This is a genomic window from Curtobacterium sp. VKM Ac-2884, from assembly GCF_015350945.1.
GTDB lineage: Bacteria > Actinomycetota > Actinomycetes > Actinomycetales > Microbacteriaceae > Curtobacterium.
In genome coordinates, this window is record NZ_JADKSA010000001.1 from 20,276 (window position 1) to 34,010 (window position 13,735).

Annotated in this window: 15 protein-coding genes; 3 read left to right on the forward strand and 12 right to left on the reverse strand. The window is 71.1% G+C overall.

Annotation, left to right across the window (positions count from 1 at the left end; translation table 11 throughout):
• Nucleotides 1–12: 12 nt before the first annotated feature.
• From ITJ60_RS00090 to ITJ60_RS00105, 4 genes are all read right to left on the reverse strand, one after another.
• The gene (locus tag ITJ60_RS00090; RefSeq protein WP_194646283.1) at nucleotides 13–1,176 is read right to left on the reverse strand and encodes a mechanosensitive ion channel family protein; all 1,164 of its coding nucleotides are present in this window, start codon (nucleotides 1,174–1,176) and stop codon (nucleotides 13–15) included.
• A 110-nt stretch (nucleotides 1,177–1,286) separates the two neighbouring features.
• Nucleotides 1,287–2,210: a glycine betaine ABC transporter substrate-binding protein gene (locus tag ITJ60_RS00095; RefSeq protein WP_194646284.1), complete on the reverse strand. Its 924-nt coding sequence runs from the start codon at nucleotides 2,208–2,210 to the stop codon at nucleotides 1,287–1,289.
• Between the two features lie 14 nt (nucleotides 2,211–2,224).
• On the reverse strand, nucleotides 2,225–3,214 hold the full coding sequence (locus tag ITJ60_RS00100; RefSeq protein WP_131881483.1) for an ABC transporter permease: 990 nt from the start codon (nucleotides 3,212–3,214) through the stop codon (nucleotides 2,225–2,227).
• Nucleotides 3,211–4,527, reverse strand: a complete 1,317-nt coding sequence (locus ITJ60_RS00105; RefSeq protein WP_194647042.1) for a quaternary amine ABC transporter ATP-binding protein — start codon at nucleotides 4,525–4,527, stop codon at nucleotides 3,211–3,213. The genes ITJ60_RS00100 and ITJ60_RS00105 overlap by 4 nt, the downstream gene beginning before the upstream one ends.
• Nucleotides 4,528–5,028: 501 nt before the next feature.
• Here ITJ60_RS00105 and ITJ60_RS00110 point away from each other — a divergent pair.
• Nucleotides 5,029–6,591, forward strand: coding sequence for an amino acid permease (locus ITJ60_RS00110; protein ID WP_194646285.1), 1,563 nt, complete (start codon nucleotides 5,029–5,031; stop codon nucleotides 6,589–6,591).
• A 70-nt stretch (nucleotides 6,592–6,661) separates the two neighbouring features.
• Nucleotides 6,662–6,979 carry a hypothetical protein gene (locus tag ITJ60_RS00115; RefSeq protein WP_194646286.1) on the forward strand — a complete coding sequence of 106 codons (318 nt, stop codon included), beginning with the start codon at nucleotides 6,662–6,664 and terminating at the stop codon, nucleotides 6,977–6,979.
• Between the two features lie 19 nt (nucleotides 6,980–6,998).
• On the opposite strand, the gene ITJ60_RS00120 is transcribed toward ITJ60_RS00115, so the two are convergent.
• The 8 genes from ITJ60_RS00120 to ITJ60_RS00155 form a co-directional block, all read right to left on the reverse strand.
• Nucleotides 6,999–7,838, reverse strand: coding sequence for a VOC family protein (locus tag ITJ60_RS00120; protein WP_194646287.1), 840 nt, complete (start codon nucleotides 7,836–7,838; stop codon nucleotides 6,999–7,001).
• 156 nt (nucleotides 7,839–7,994) lie between these two features.
• Entirely contained in the window at nucleotides 7,995–8,639 is a 645-nt protein-coding gene (locus ITJ60_RS00125) for a PepSY domain-containing protein (protein WP_194646288.1), read from the reverse strand.
• 60 nt (nucleotides 8,640–8,699) lie between these two features.
• Nucleotides 8,700–10,016 carry a sensor histidine kinase gene (locus tag ITJ60_RS00130; protein WP_194646289.1) on the reverse strand — a complete coding sequence of 439 codons (1,317 nt, stop codon included), beginning with the start codon at nucleotides 10,014–10,016 and terminating at the stop codon, nucleotides 8,700–8,702.
• Nucleotides 10,017–10,050: 34 nt separating this feature from the next.
• Entirely contained in the window at nucleotides 10,051–10,728 is a 678-nt protein-coding gene (locus ITJ60_RS00135; RefSeq protein WP_194646290.1) for a response regulator transcription factor, read from the reverse strand.
• 61 nt (nucleotides 10,729–10,789) lie between these two features.
• A complete protein-coding gene (locus ITJ60_RS00140; protein WP_111085956.1) occupies nucleotides 10,790–11,002 on the reverse strand; it encodes an SCO4848 family membrane protein in 213 nt (70 codons plus the stop codon).
• Between the two features lie 140 nt (nucleotides 11,003–11,142).
• The gene (locus tag ITJ60_RS00145) at nucleotides 11,143–12,069 is read right to left on the reverse strand and encodes a hypothetical protein (protein WP_131881471.1); all 927 of its coding nucleotides are present in this window, start codon (nucleotides 12,067–12,069) and stop codon (nucleotides 11,143–11,145) included.
• Entirely contained in the window at nucleotides 12,066–12,527 is a 462-nt protein-coding gene (locus tag ITJ60_RS00150; protein ID WP_194646291.1) for an ImmA/IrrE family metallo-endopeptidase, read from the reverse strand. Before ITJ60_RS00150 ends, ITJ60_RS00145 begins: the two co-directional genes overlap by 4 nt.
• Nucleotides 12,524–12,964, reverse strand: a complete 441-nt coding sequence (locus ITJ60_RS00155; protein ID WP_194646292.1) for a hypothetical protein — start codon at nucleotides 12,962–12,964, stop codon at nucleotides 12,524–12,526. Before ITJ60_RS00155 ends, ITJ60_RS00150 begins: the two co-directional genes overlap by 4 nt.
• A gap of 76 nt (nucleotides 12,965–13,040) precedes the next feature.
• Here ITJ60_RS00155 and ITJ60_RS00160 point away from each other — a divergent pair, with 76 nt between their 5' ends.
• A complete protein-coding gene (locus ITJ60_RS00160; protein ID WP_228509663.1) occupies nucleotides 13,041–13,691 on the forward strand; it encodes a YigZ family protein in 651 nt (216 codons plus the stop codon).
• Nucleotides 13,692–13,735 lie beyond the last annotated feature (44 nt).

A 13,735-nucleotide genomic window follows, 5' to 3' on the forward strand; every position in this document is an offset into this window, starting at 1 on the left:
GTCCGGAGCCCGTCAGCGCTCCGCAGGCGGGATGTCGGACGTCTGGATCGGGCCGGTGAAGAGTGCCGCGCGGTCCTCCTGCCCCGGCGCGAACAGCGCCGAATCGGCAGCGGTCGACGCCGTGCGCCGCCGCGGTGCGCTCTCGTCGACCATGAGCACGCGCTGGACCGGCAGGGCGTCGGGGTGGGTGCGCTGGATCCACTCGACGAGTTCCTCGCGGATGTAGCAGCGCAGGTCGAACAGCGACGGTGCGTCATGCGACGTCGCGAGGACCCGCACCCGCACGTACCCCTGCACGGCCTCGGTGACCTGCAGCACCTTGACGCGGCGGTCCCACAGCTCGGTGCGGTCGAGGATCCGGTCGAGTTCCTCGCGCATCTCCCCCGGCCGGACCCGCCAGTCCAGGTCCATCTCGACGGCACCGAGCAGTTCGCTGTTCGTGCGCGTCCAGTTCTCGAACGGCGTGCTCGTGAAGTACGTCGACGGCAGCACGAAGCGCCGGTCGTCCCACAGGTGCACGACCACGTAGGTCAGGGTGATCTCCTCGATCCGTCCCCACTGCTGCTCGACCACGACGACGTCGTCGACGCGGATCGACCCGGAGAACGCGAGCTGCATGCCCGCGAAGACGTTGCCGAGCGTCGACTGCGCCGCCAGACCCGCGACGACCGAGATGAGTCCGGCGCTCGCGAGGACGCTCGCGCCGGCGGCCTCGACCCCGTCGAAGGTGAGCAGGATCGCGCCGACGGCGATGATGACGAGCACGGCGACGGTCAGCCGCCGGATGATGAGGACCTGCGTGCGGATGCGGCGAGCCTGCCGGTTGTCGGGGACGTCGATGCGGAACCGGTGGAGGCCGAGGTCCTCGAGGAAGATCGCGATCTGGCACGCCAGCCAGCAGCCCACCGCGATCGTGACGATGAGGAACCCGTGCACGACCTCGTCGCGCCACGGGTACGCGTCGGCGTCGCGCGGGACGCTCGAGGTGAACGCGATCCAGAGCAGGACCACGAGCAGGGTGGTGCGGAACGGGTGCTTGGCCCGCCGCGAGAGCACGCCGGCCCACCGTTCCCGTCGCGCGATCGTCCGCAGCACCAGGTGCAGGACGACCGCGGCGACGGCGGTGATGAGGAGGGCGAACCCGATCGCGACCAGGAGTCGGAGGAGGATGTCCATCCCTCCATGCAAGCAACGAAACGACAGGCGTCGTTCAGGGAAACCGGCCCCGAGCGCGACCGAGGCCCGGTGCGCACGACGCGCACCGGGCCTCCTGCCCGACCTGCTGACTACTTGCCGGACGTGAGCGAATCGACGAAGTCCTGGTGCTCGGAAGCCCACTTCTCCGTGATCGCGGGGTACTCGCTGGCCTTCGCGCCGCTGTTCACGAGCGCGTTCTCGAGCGAGTACAGGGTGTCGGAGTCCATCGAGAAGTCCTCCATCCACTTCGACGCCTGCGGGAAGTCCTGTTCGAAGTCCTTCTTGGCGATCGTGTGGATCTCCTCGTTCTTGCCGAGCGCACCCTTCGGGTCCTTCAGGTCCTTGATCGGGAAGGCGTCGTACGCCCAGTGCGGACGCCACAGCGTCACGACGACGTCCTCCTTCTTCGCGATCGAGGCCTTGAGGTCGGCGAGCATCGCCGGCGTCGAACTCGTGATGAAGTCCATGCCGTCCAGGCCGTACTGCGGGATGACCTGGTCGGACACGACCTTCGTCTCACCGGCGGCGGGCTCGATGCCGATGATCTTGTTGCCGAAGTCGGACGCGTGCGCCTTGAGCTCATCGATCGAGTCGATGTCCGAGTACTCCGGCACCGCCAGTTCCAGCGACGCCTGCTCGTTCCAGGCGCCGAGGTCCGTCAGGTCCTTGCCGTAGGTGTCCATGTACTCCTTGTGCGTGTTCGGCAGCCAGGTGTCGAACACCACGTCGTAGTCGCCGGACGCGAGGCCGGTGTAGGCGGGTGCGACGTCGGAGTTCGTGAGCTGGACGTCGTAGCCCTTCTGCTCCAACACGTGCTTCCAGAGGTAGCTGGCGGCGGTGTCCTCGTCCCAACCGTTGAAGACGACGACGTGCATCGACTTCTGGTCACCGTTGTCGACGGTGCCAGAGGCTCCGTAGTAGCCGGGCGGCATGCAGGCGGACAGGCCGACGGCGGTGGCGACGGCGAGGACGGCCGCCGCGAGGGTGCGCTTGGTTCGCTTGGTTCGCTTCATGATCTGGTCCTTCCTCACGCGCTGGTCGTCTGCGGCTCGCGCCGGCGGTCGGCCGGGGCTGCCTCGGTGGTGGCGGCGGTCTGGGCGGTCGCCGCGTTCGGCGTCGCGGTCACGGTGGGCTTGCGCTTGCGCTTCCACGGCCGGGAGGCACCACTCGCGTCGCCGCCGAGCGCTGCGGTCAGGCGGTCCAGCAGGATCGCCAGGACCACGACCGACAGACCGGCCTCCGCCCCGAGACCGACGTCGATGCGGTTCAGGGAGGCGACGATCTGCTCGCCGAGGCCGCCGGCGCCGACCATGCCGGCGATGACGACCATCGACAGCGACAGCATGATGACCTGGTTGACGCCGGCCATGATGCTGGCCTTCGCCAACGGCAGCTGGATCTGACGGAGGATGCGCCACGGGCTCGACCCGAAGGCGGCACCGGCCTCGACGACCTCGCTCGGGACCCCGCGGATGCCGAGCTCGGTGAGCCGGACGCCGGGGGCCATCGCGAAGACGATCGTCGCGACGATGCCGGGGACGACGCCGACGCGGAACAGCAGCAGCGCCGGGATCAGGTAGACGAACGCCGGGGTCGTCTGCATGAAGTCCAGGACCGGGCGGATGATCCGGCTTGCGGCGTCGGAGCGGGCGGCCCACACCCCGAGCGGGATGCTGAGGACGACGGCCAGGCCGGCGGCGACCACGACGAGCGCGAGCGTGTTCATCGCGTTCGTCCACTGCCCGACGCTGACGATGAACAGCAGACCGATGGCAGCGCCGAGCGCGAGCTTCCAGCCCTTCGCCAGGAACGCGAGCACGACGAGGACCGCGACGACGACCCAGAACGGCGGGGTGGACAGGAAGTACTCCATCCACGCGTCCATCCACGTGAACACGTAGCGGACGACGTCGAAGAAGCCGGACAGGTAGGTCGTGATCCAGTCGACGACCGCGGCGACCCAGGTGCCGAGGGGCAGGTGGAAGTCACCGAAGGAGTTGGTACCGGGGGTGATCATGCGTGGTCTCCTTCGGTGGCGGGCTCGCCGGTGCGGGCGGGCGTCTCGCCGGTCGCGGCGAGGGTCGAGTCCATGTCGGAGTCGGAGATGCGGGTGACCGGTTCGAGCACCGGGATCGGCATCGTCGCGGTCGGCACGTTGCCGAGCGCGGCCAGCAGGGTGACGCGGGGCACGACACCGAGCAGGCGCTGCTCGTCGTCGACGACGGCGATCGGCAGGGGCGACTCGACGGCGAGCTCGAACAGGTCGGTCAGCGCCGTGTCGGGGGCGACCCGTGCGTACTCGGTGTTCACGATGGCATCGAGGTTCGTGTCGCCGGCCTTCACCTGGCGCATCACGTGGCGGTCGCGGACCCAGCCCTCGAGCTTCCGGCCACGACCGGTGACGAAGAGCGCGGCCGTCTGCAGGTCGCGCATGGTGCGCAGTGCGCCACGAGGACCCACGGTCAGCGGGACGGTGGCGCGGGCCGGTTCCATGACGCTCGCGGCGGTGAGCACACGGGCACGGTCGACGTCCTGCACGAACTGGGCGACGTAGTCGTTCGCCGGGTCGGTGAGGATGTCCTCCGGCGACCCGATCTGCACGATCCGGCCGTCGCGCATCACGGCGATGCGGTCCCCCAGGAACATGGCCTCGTTGAGGTCGTGCGTGATGAAGACGATGGTCTTGCCGAGCCGCTGCTGCAGGTCGACGAGCTGCTCCTGCATCTCGCGGCGGATCAGCGGGTCGAGCGCGCTGAACGCCTCGTCCATGAGCAGGACGTCGGTCTCGGCGGCGAGGGCGCGGGCGATGCCGACGCGCTGTTGCATGCCGCCGGACAGCTCGTCGGGCTTCGCGTCGGCCCAGACGTCGAGGCCGACCAGGTCGATGACCTCACGGGCCTTCGCGAGCCGAGTGGCCTTGTCGACACCGTTCACCTCGAGCCCGTACGCGACGTTCTCGAGCACGGTGCGGTGCGGCAGCAGGGCGAAGTGCTGGAACACCATCGACACGCTGGACCGGCGGATGTCGCGGATCCCCTTCGGCGTCGCGCCGGTGACCGTGCGGCCGCCGATCTCGACGCTGCCGGCGGTGGGCTCGAGCAGGCCGTTGAGCATCCGGATGAGGGTGGACTTGCCGGAGCCGGACAGCCCCATGACGACGAAGATCTCGCCGGGTCGGACGTCGAAGGACGCGTCGATGACCGCGGCGGATCCCTGCTCGCGGACCTCGTCGCGGGTGGCACCGGCGGCGAGGCGGCGGACGGCCTCGGCGGGTCGGCGGCCGAACACCTTGTAGACGTCGCGGACGCTGACCGCCGGCGACGTGCTGATGGGGTCCGGGGACGAGCCGGTGGGGTCCGGCGACGGGGTGTGCCGGCTCTGGGGTGGTGCGATGGACAACTGGGCTCCTCGCGTCGCCACGGCGGACGGAGCGCACGTGCGGCGACGGTGTGGTTGCGAACGGGTCGTCCGGGACGGTGCGCGCGGCCACGTCGAGCCCGCGCAACGGCGCAGGGCGAGCGATCACGCACGCGGGGACCACGCTCGGGGCGGTCCCGGTCCGGCCGACCGTACGGCTGCGGCGCTGCTGGCCGCGGACGCGTTCTGGTCGTCGTGCCCCCCGGCCGTCGGGCCTGTGGGGACGTTCAAACCTAACGGTCTCCTGTCCCCCGATCACAATCGACGTCCGCCGGAATCCCGGCACCGCTGTACCCCGTCGTCGGCGTGTCGCCCACGCACATGGGGATCGCGATCGTGACCGTCCTGTTACAGATCAGCTCGTTCGGAGGTTTGTGTGCCGCCCCGGTTCCGTCCGCATGTAGGTTGGCGCGCATGACAGCGCAGAACGACACGGGCGTGAACCGTGCTCCGGCGAACGACTTCTCGCACGAGCAAGAGGGCTACCAGCACGGTCTGAAGCCCCGGCAGCTGCAGATGATCGCGATCGGTGGGGCCATCGGCACCGGACTCTTCCTCGGTGCGGGTGGACGACTCCACACCGCGGGCCCCGCGCTCGCGCTGACCTACCTGATCTGCGGCATCTTCGCGTTCTTCATCCTGCGCGCCCTCGGCGAGCTCGTGCTGCACCGTCCGTCGTCAGGGTCGTTCATCTCCTACGCACGTGAGTTCTACGGCGAGAAGTTCGCCTACGCCGCCGGCTGGATGTACTTCCTGAACTGGGCGATGACCTCGATCGTCGACACCACCGCCGTCGCGATCTACCTGCAGTACTGGTCCGCGTTCACCGCCGCACCGCAGTGGCTCCTCGCGTTGATCGCCCTGATCGTCGTGCTCGCCGCCAACATGGTCGCGGTCAAGGTGTTCGGCGAACTCGAGTTCTGGTTCGCGCTCATCAAGGTCGCGGCACTCGTCGCGTTCCTCGTCGTCGCGATCATCTGGCTCGTCTTCGCGTTCCCGGTCGAGGCCGGCGGCGAAGCCGTCCGCACGGGCTTCTCGATCTGGGGCGACAACGGCGGACTGTTCCCGAACGGGCTGCTCCCCGCGGTCATCGTGATCCAGGGTGTCGTGTTCGCGTACGCGGCGATCGAGCTCGTCGGCACCGCGTCCGGTGAGACGCAGAACACCGAGAAGGTCATCCCCCGCGCCATCAACTCCGTCGTGTTCCGCATCGCGGTCTTCTACGTCGGGTCGATCATCCTGCTCTCCCTGCTCCTGCCGTACACGGCGTACAAGGAGGGCGAGAGCCCGTTCGTGACGTTCTTCTCGTCGCTCGGCAACCCGCAGGTCGGGTCGATCGTCGGCGGCATCATGAACTTCGTGGTGCTCACGGCGGCACTGTCGTCGCTCAACGCCGGTCTGTACTCGACCGGTCGCGCCCTGCACTCGATGGGCATGAACGGTTCGGCACCGAAGTGGACCACCAAGATGTCGAAGGGCGGTGTGCCGTACGCCGGCATCCTGCTCACCGCCGGCTTCACCGTCGCCGGCGTCGTCCTGAACTACTTCGTCCCGAGCCAGGCGTTCGAGATCGCGTTGAACATCGCGAGCCTCGGCATCATCACGGCGTGGGGCACGATCATCCTCTGTCAGATGCGGCTCCGGTCGTGGGCGAAGCAGGGACTGGCGAAGGAGCCGTCCTTCAAGCTGCCCGGCGCCCCGGTGACCGCGTGGCTCACCCTGGCGTTCCTGGCGTCGGTCATCGTGCTGATGGCGATCGACTACCCGGTCGGCACCTACACGATCGCGTCCCTCGTGATCGTCATCCCGCTGCTCGTCGTCGGCTGGTTCCTGCAGCGCGACCGCATCCTGCGCATTGCGTCGCTCCGGCAGGGCGTCACCGGTCCGTACCCGATCGGTGTCCGTGACCCGGCGAACCAGGTCCGTCGCGACGGCGAGGACGGCGGCGAGCACAAGGGGTCCGACGACACCGTCTGATCTGTCCCCGGTGCGCAGCACGTCGCGCGCCGAGTGCAGTGGGTCCGGCACCCGTCGGTACGATCGGCGGGTGCCGGACCGCTCTGTCTCCCCTGCGTCTGTTCCCCCCACCCTCGATCTCCAGCTGAGCTGGCGAGGCGCGTACGGACGCCTGCGGGTGTTCCCCGACCGCCTGGAGGCCGAGACCGACTACGAGCGCGAGGCGCGGGTCTCGGTGCCGATGGACGCGGTGTCGGGGTGGCGGCTCGGACCGTGCGACGAGGACGCCGTCTGCGTCGAGTTCGTCACGGCGCCGGAGACCTTCCGCGTGCTGCTCGACACCTCGGACGAGCAGCTCGCCGCGCTGGCGATCCAGAAGGTGCTCGGACCGCCGCTCACCACCGGCTGACGGTCCACGGGCGCTGCGCTCAGGCGTCGCCCTCCGGGGCGAACTGCGTGACGCGGAACGCGGCGCCCTGCGGGTCCCGCAGCTCGGCCGCACGCGTCCACGGGCCCTGCCAGGTGCCGAGCACGGCTCCGCCGAGCTCCTCGGCCCGTGCGGCGGCGGCGTCACGGTCCGCCACGCTGAACGACACGTGCCAGTCGTCCGGCCCGTCGTCGAGTCGGGCGAGGGCGCCGATGACGTCCGCGAAGCCCTCCGGTGCGCCGACCTGCCGTTCGCGGATGTCGGGGTCGGAGGTGGCCGCGAGGTGTTCCCCGTAGCCGGGCAGCCGGACCATGGCGCTCGGGCCCTCCTCGATGCCGGAGACCCGCCAGCCGAACAGCTGCTCGTAGAACGAGATCGCCTGCTCCGGCTCGGTCGAGCGGAGGTCGCTGAAGACCCAGCCGCCGGGGGCGTTGATGTGCTGCGACCCGAGCCGGTCGCGCGCCTGCCAGAGTCCGAACGCTGCACCGCGCGGATCGACGCAGTCGACGCTGCGGCCCGCGGCGCCACCCGGCCCGGCGTCCTCCGCCGGAGTGGCGGTGCCACCGAGCTCGACGACCCGAGCGGCCACCGCGTCGGCGTCGTCCACGGCGATGTACGTCGTCCACGACGCCGGCTCGTCACCCGAGGCGATCGCGCCGACCTCGCGTCCGTCGATGCTCACGATCCGGTACGAGCCGGGGGCGCCGGGCGGCAGGCGCTCCTCGAAGTCCCAGCCGAACAGACCGCCGTAGAACGCCTGGGCGGCGTCCGGGTCCGGGTGTCGTCCGTCGATCCAGCTCGGCACGCCCTGCGGGTAGGTGCGAGGGGTCTGGTCCGTCATGGTGTCTCCCGAGGTCGCCGACGCCCAGGTCGGATGCCCCAGGTCTACCGCTGACCGCCGACGTCGGCCAGGTCGGCCGCCGGGCCGGCCGCCGGGCCGGCCGCCGGGCCGGCCGCCGGGCCGGCCGCCGGGCCGGCCGCCGGGCCGGTCGCCGGGTCAGTCGTCGGTGTCGACCTGGTCGGTGACGACGTCGCCGGAGCCGGCGTCGATCCGGACGCTGTGCTTGGTGCCGGATCCGTCGACGACGTCACCCTCCCAGACCACCGTGCCGAGGTGGTCGTCGAGGCCGAGCTCGGTGATCGACCCGGCGTGCAGGTCCTCGAAGGCGCTGACGGCCTTGCTGACGTCGAGGTCCGCCGCTGCGACGAACCGGTCGTGCTCGGCACGGTCGTCGGTGTCGGCGGTCTCGGTCTGCGGGGTACCCGTCACCCCGGTGCCGGCGGCGTCGGTGTGCACCTCGTGCTCGGTGCCGTCCTTCGTCACGACGAGGACCTCGTACGCGCTGCCACGCTGCTCCTGCTCGACCGAGATGACGGTGCCGGAGCCGACGCTCTTGCGTGCGGTCGCGACGGCGGCCAGCAGGGCGTCGTTCGACGTGGCCGAGGCGGCGGTCGCGGACGCGCCACCCGACGTGCCGGTGGTGGCGTCCGTCGCGGCCGACCCGCTCGAGGACGATGCCGCCGAGTCGGACGACCCGTCGGTGGAGCAGCCGGTGAGGGCGAGCGCGGCCACGACGGGCAAGGCGGCGAGGGCGGCGATGCGGCGGGCAGAGGGCTTCTGGAGCTGGGTGCGGAAGGTCATGGGACGAGCATGTCGGCGGGGTGCTGAAGCAGACCTGAAGCCGCCTGTTCAGCCGCCTGTTCAGCCGCCGAGTGCGATGCGCACGACGAACCGCGCCCCGCCGAGCGGCGAGTCCGCCACCGTCGCCTCGCCGCCGTGCGCCCGGACGGCGTCCCGCACGATCGCCAGACCGAGGCCGGCACCACCGGCGTCGCGGCTGCGGGCCTCGTCGAGCCGGACGAACCGCTCGAACACCCGGTCGCGCTCGGCCGCCGGGATCCCGGAGCCGTCGTCGTCCACGGTCAGCTCCGCGGCGCCGTCCTGCTCGACCAGGGCCACCGCGACGCGCGACGTGGCGTGCCGGACGGCGTTGTCGACGAGGTTCCGGACCACGCCGGTGAGGAGCCGTTCGTCGCCGAGCACGCGTGCGGCGGAGATCCCAGAACCGTCGACCCGGATCGCACGGTCGCCGGTCGCACCACCCGGCACCCGGGCCCGCGCCCGCGCGACGGCCTCGAGGGCGAGGTCGTCGAGGTCCACGGGACGACGAACACCCGCGCCGCCCTCGTCGAGCCGTGACAGCTCGAGCAGCCCGGTGACGAGGTCCTGCAGGCGCACGGCCTCGGACCGCACGACGTCGGAGAACTCGGCGACGTCCGTCCGGTCCGGGTACGCGACGGCGACCTCGGCGTGCTGACGGAGGGACGCGATCGGCGACCGCAGCTCGTGCGAGGCGTCGGACACGAACTGCCGCTGCCCCGCCGCGGATCGGTCGAGCCGGTCGAGCATGGCGTTCATGGTCGTCGCGAGCCGGGCGATCTCGTCGCCGGTGTCCGGCACGACCACGCGGGCATCGGGCTGCGCGGCACGAATCGTCTCGACCTCGGTGCGCATCCGTTCGACCGGCCGCAACGACCGCCCGGTCACGGACCAGGTCACGACCCCGAGCACGAGGACGAGCACCGGCACCCCGACGGCGAGGAGCACCACGGCGGTCCGGATGGCCGTGTCGGTCTGCTCGAGGGCGACGCCGTACACCAGGGTCGCCTCACCCCCACCGGGCAGGTCGACGTCGTCGGCGACGAGCAACCAGCGTTCGCCGTCGTGCGACCACCGGGACTCGTCGGCGGTCGGCAGGGCCGGAGCGTCGGCGTCCTCACCGTGTGCGAGGACCGAGCCGCCGGCACCGACCACCTGCACCAGCACGTCCTCGTAGTCGGTCACCGCACCGGCACCGTCGGACTCGACCCGTGACGACACCTGTTCGAGTCCGGCCTCGGCGGACGTCCGCACCCCGTCGAGCAGCACCAGGCGGAGCACCACGACGAACCCCACGGCACCGACGACCAGGGCGGCGAGCACGACCACGCCGGCGCCGAGCGTGGTCCGCGCGCGCACCGACCGGAAGCGGCGCGTGCGCCCCGTCCCCCGGTCAGCCACCGTCGGCCGCCAGTCGGTAGCCCGCACCGCGGACGGTCTCGAGTGACGTCCGTCCGAACGGCCGGTCGAGCTTGCGCCGGAGGTGCCCGACGTACACCTCGACGATGTTCGGGTCGCCCTCGAAGTCGACGTCCCAGACGTTCTCGATCACCTCGCGCTTCGAGCACACCTGCCCGGGGCGCCGCGCGAGGTACTCGAGCACCGCGAACTCCCGGCTCGTCAGGTCGACGGGGGTCCCGGCACGCGTCACCGTCCGAGCGGCCGGGTCGACCACCAGGTCGCCGAGGGTCAGCACCGCCGGGCGTTCCCGCGCACCACGGCGGACGAGCGCGCGCAGCCGGGCGACGAGGACCGGGTGTGAGAAGGGCTTCGTGACGTAGTCGTCGGCGCCGGCGTCGAGGGCCTCGACCTGGTCCCACTCGCCGTCCTTGGCGGTGAGCATGAGCACCGGCGTCCAGTCCTGGTCGGCCCGGAGCTGGGCGCAGACCGCCCATCCGCTCATCCCCGGCATCATCAGGTCGAGGACGATCGCGTCGTACTGGAACTCCCGGGCGTGCCACAGGCCGTCGACGCCGTCGTGGGCGACGTCGACCGCCCACCCCTCGGCCTCGAGGCCGCGACGGACGCCGTCGGCGAGCCGCACCTCGTCATCGACCACCAGGACACGCATGGCGACGATCCTGCCGTGCCGCCCTGAAGCAGCGCTGAAGCGACGCCCGACGGCGGACGGCTCAGACCAGCAGCAGGATCCCGGCGACGACCGCGGCCACGGCGATGGCGAGCGCGATGAGCAGCAGCACGAGGTGCACCGTGTAGAACGTCGTCGGCTTGCCCGCGGCGTCCCGCGCGCGGGTGTCCTTCGCGACGCGCTGGAAGAAGCGCGGCCAGGTGACGACGTTGAAGACGGCACCGATGAACAGGACGACTGCGGCGAAGACGAGCACCGTCCGAGTCTAGACAACGAGTGTCGGTGGTGCTCGGCCGCCCCCAACGCGGCCGAGTCCCACCGACGAGCCACACTTTCTGTAGCACTTGCTACAAACCCTACACGGGCGTCGGGAGACCGTCGAGCCACCCCTTCGGGCTACGCGGAGTCGAGCGCCGACTCGGCCTCGGCGAGGACGGCTCGCTCGGCATCGGTCAACGGCGCACGCGTCCGCCGGAGCCCGTCGTTGACCTCGACGATCGCGCGGCTCAACCGCGTGGCGGGATCCTCGGTCGACGGGTAGGCGTTGTCGGCACCGATCCGCGCGTGCAGCGGCGCGAGACGTCGCAGCGCCGCGTCGACCCGACGGGTGCGCCGACGTCGCGAGACCCGGTGTCCGACGACGAGCAGCAGCATCCCCGTCGAGACGCAGATCACGGCGCCGGGCGTCGTGACGTCGTACGGCAGCGCGAGGGAGCGCATCCGGTCGAGGTCCCCCGTGACGTGCGCCAGGTCCATGACCACGACGACGACCATCCGGACGACCCCCAGCACGCCGCCGAGCACGAGGACCCACAGCCCGACCAGGTCCGTCGTCGTCCGGGCCTCGCGCAGGCGGAGGACGCAGATGAGGCCCGTCGCGCCGAGCGCCACCCCGAGGTACACCGTCTGCGCGATCGAGTAGACGGTCGCGGCCGGGTGCGACCCGGCGTCGAGCATGAACGTCGTCGTGGTGGCGGGCTTGTCCAGCACCGAGAAGGCGACGACCACCACGACCACCACCGCGGCGCACGACACCACGATCGCGTTCCGGAGCCACGGCCGGGCTGCCCCGACCGCCTTCGCCACGCCCCAGAGCAGCGTGCTCGTACCGGCGACCATCAGGCAGTCGCTGACCACGGTGACCACGTTGAAGCCACCGAGCAGTGGGTCGAGCCACCGGTACAGCGGATCGACGTTCGTGACGATGGTGCCGGCGAACAGCAGGAAGGTCACCGCCAGGGTCCGGTCCTGCCCGCGTTGCAGGACGAAGAGCGCGATCGTCCCGGCGATGAGCAGCACCGCCTGGACGACGGCGACGATCACCCGAAGACCCCGCGGAAGGCGCTCGGGCGGCCGCGGTGCCGCCGGATGAGCGTCGCGAGCGCGTCGGCGAAGACCTCGGCCTCGTGCTCGTACGCGTTCGAGAACATCCCCCGCGCCAGCGCCCGCTCGACCTTGTACTCGGGCAGGTCCGGGATGACGTCGCGGATGTAGGCCGACTGGGGCGCGTGCTCCTGGTGCCGGTGCAGGACGTGGCCGAGCTCGTGGCCGATGACGAACGCCCGGAAGGTCCGCGACGCGGTCGGCGAGATCATGATCAGGTGGGCGTGCTCGAGCGTCGCGACGAAGCCGCACACGGGTTCCGTCGCCAGGAACGCCTCTTCGCGGACGACGATGGGCTTGTCCACGACGACGGCTGCGGCTGCGACGGCCTGGTCGACGTCGGACCACTCCTCGACCGCACCGCGTGCCCAGAAGGACTCGAGCAGCGGGTCGGTCACGCCACGCTCCCGCGCTGTGATTCCTCCTCGAGCACCTCGGCGATGCGCCGCAGCGCGTCGGGTGAGAGCTCGCCGGGGAAGGTGCGTGCAGCGAACCCGCTCACGCGGGCGGAACGCAGGGAGCGGACGAGGGCGAGCTGGGCGCCGATGCGCTCGGGGACGTCGCTGTCCTCGAGCAGGAAGCGCTCGTCGACCTCGAAGAACCCGGCGAGCAGCCGCAGGAGCTCGGTGTCGCGGTTGCGTCGGCCGTCGCCGGAGAGCATGTAGGTCCACTTCGCCCGCGAGAGCGAACCGCCGCGGGCGGCGACGTACTCCTCGATCGAGGCGAACGGCACCGGAGCACCACGCTGGGACTCCTCGAAGTCGAGCAGCAGGTTGATGCGCCGTGCGAGTTCGGCGGCGTCCAGGACCCCGCCCCTCGGATCACCGGTCTCCATGTCGGACTCCTCCCCAGCCGTGCGTGCACGACATCGTAGCGCGGCGGACACGGTGCACGCCGTTAGCCTCGTGGGCATGGCCCGCAGCTTCCCCGCGACGATCGCCGAGCCGGTCGAGCACGAGATCGTCATCACGAAGTCGCGGTTCATCACCACGGTCACCCCCGTGTCGGACGTCGCGGACGCCGAACGGGTCATCGCCGAGGTGAAACGCCGCCACTGGGACGCCCGGCACAACTGCACCGCGATGGTCACCGGCACCCTCGGCGACCAGGCCCGGTCGTCGGACGACGGAGAACCGTCGGGTACGGCTGGCGTGCCGATGCTCGAGGTGCTCCGCCGCCGCGACCTCACCGACGTGGTCGCCGTCGTGACGCGCTACTTCGGCGGCGTGAAGCTCGGCGCCGGCGGACTCGTCCGCGCCTACTCGACCTCGGTCTCCGAGGCCCTCGACACCGCCGCGCTCGTCCGACGCGAGGCGCTCACGCAGGTGCACTTCGACGCCCCGCACGCCGAGGCCGGCCGGCTCGACAACGTCCTGCGCGACTGGGTCCGCCACCACCACGCGGCCCTCGGTGCGACGGTCTACGGGCGCGCGGCGACGTTCGAGGCCTGGGTGCCCGCCGACGCGCTCGCGATCCTGACCGCGGACCTCGCAGCGGCCTCCGCCGGCGCCGTCGACCTCGTCGTCGGCCCGGAACGGATCGTCGACGTCGCCGCCGACTGAATCCGACCGCCGGAAGCACCTCGGGCGTGTCCCGTTCGGAACGC

Excerpts from the sequence above, each read along its gene's own strand:
- ITJ60_RS00120 (WP_194646287.1), bottom strand. The coding sequence starts at position 7,838 with ATGACGGACCAGACCCCTCGCACCTACCCGCAGGGCGTGCCGAGCTGG.
- ITJ60_RS00135 (WP_194646290.1), bottom strand. The coding sequence starts at position 10,728 with ATGCGTGTCCTGGTGGTCGATGACGAGGTGCGGCTCGCCGACGGCGTC.
- ITJ60_RS00125 (WP_194646288.1), bottom strand. The coding sequence starts at position 8,639 with ATGACCTTCCGCACCCAGCTCCAGAAGCCCTCTGCCCGCCGCATCGCC.
- ITJ60_RS00095 (WP_194646284.1), bottom strand. The coding sequence starts at position 2,210 with ATGAAGCGAACCAAGCGAACCAAGCGCACCCTCGCGGCGGCCGTCCTC.
- ITJ60_RS00160 (WP_228509663.1), top strand. The coding sequence starts at position 13,041 with ATGGCCCGCAGCTTCCCCGCGACGATCGCCGAGCCGGTCGAGCACGAG.
- ITJ60_RS00100 (WP_131881483.1), bottom strand. The coding sequence starts at position 3,214 with ATGATCACCCCCGGTACCAACTCCTTCGGTGACTTCCACCTGCCCCTC.
- ITJ60_RS00155 (WP_194646292.1), bottom strand. The coding sequence starts at position 12,964 with ATGGAGACCGGTGATCCGAGGGGCGGGGTCCTGGACGCCGCCGAACTC.
- ITJ60_RS00110 (WP_194646285.1), top strand. The coding sequence starts at position 5,029 with ATGACAGCGCAGAACGACACGGGCGTGAACCGTGCTCCGGCGAACGAC.
- ITJ60_RS00090 (WP_194646283.1), bottom strand. The coding sequence starts at position 1,176 with ATGGACATCCTCCTCCGACTCCTGGTCGCGATCGGGTTCGCCCTCCTC.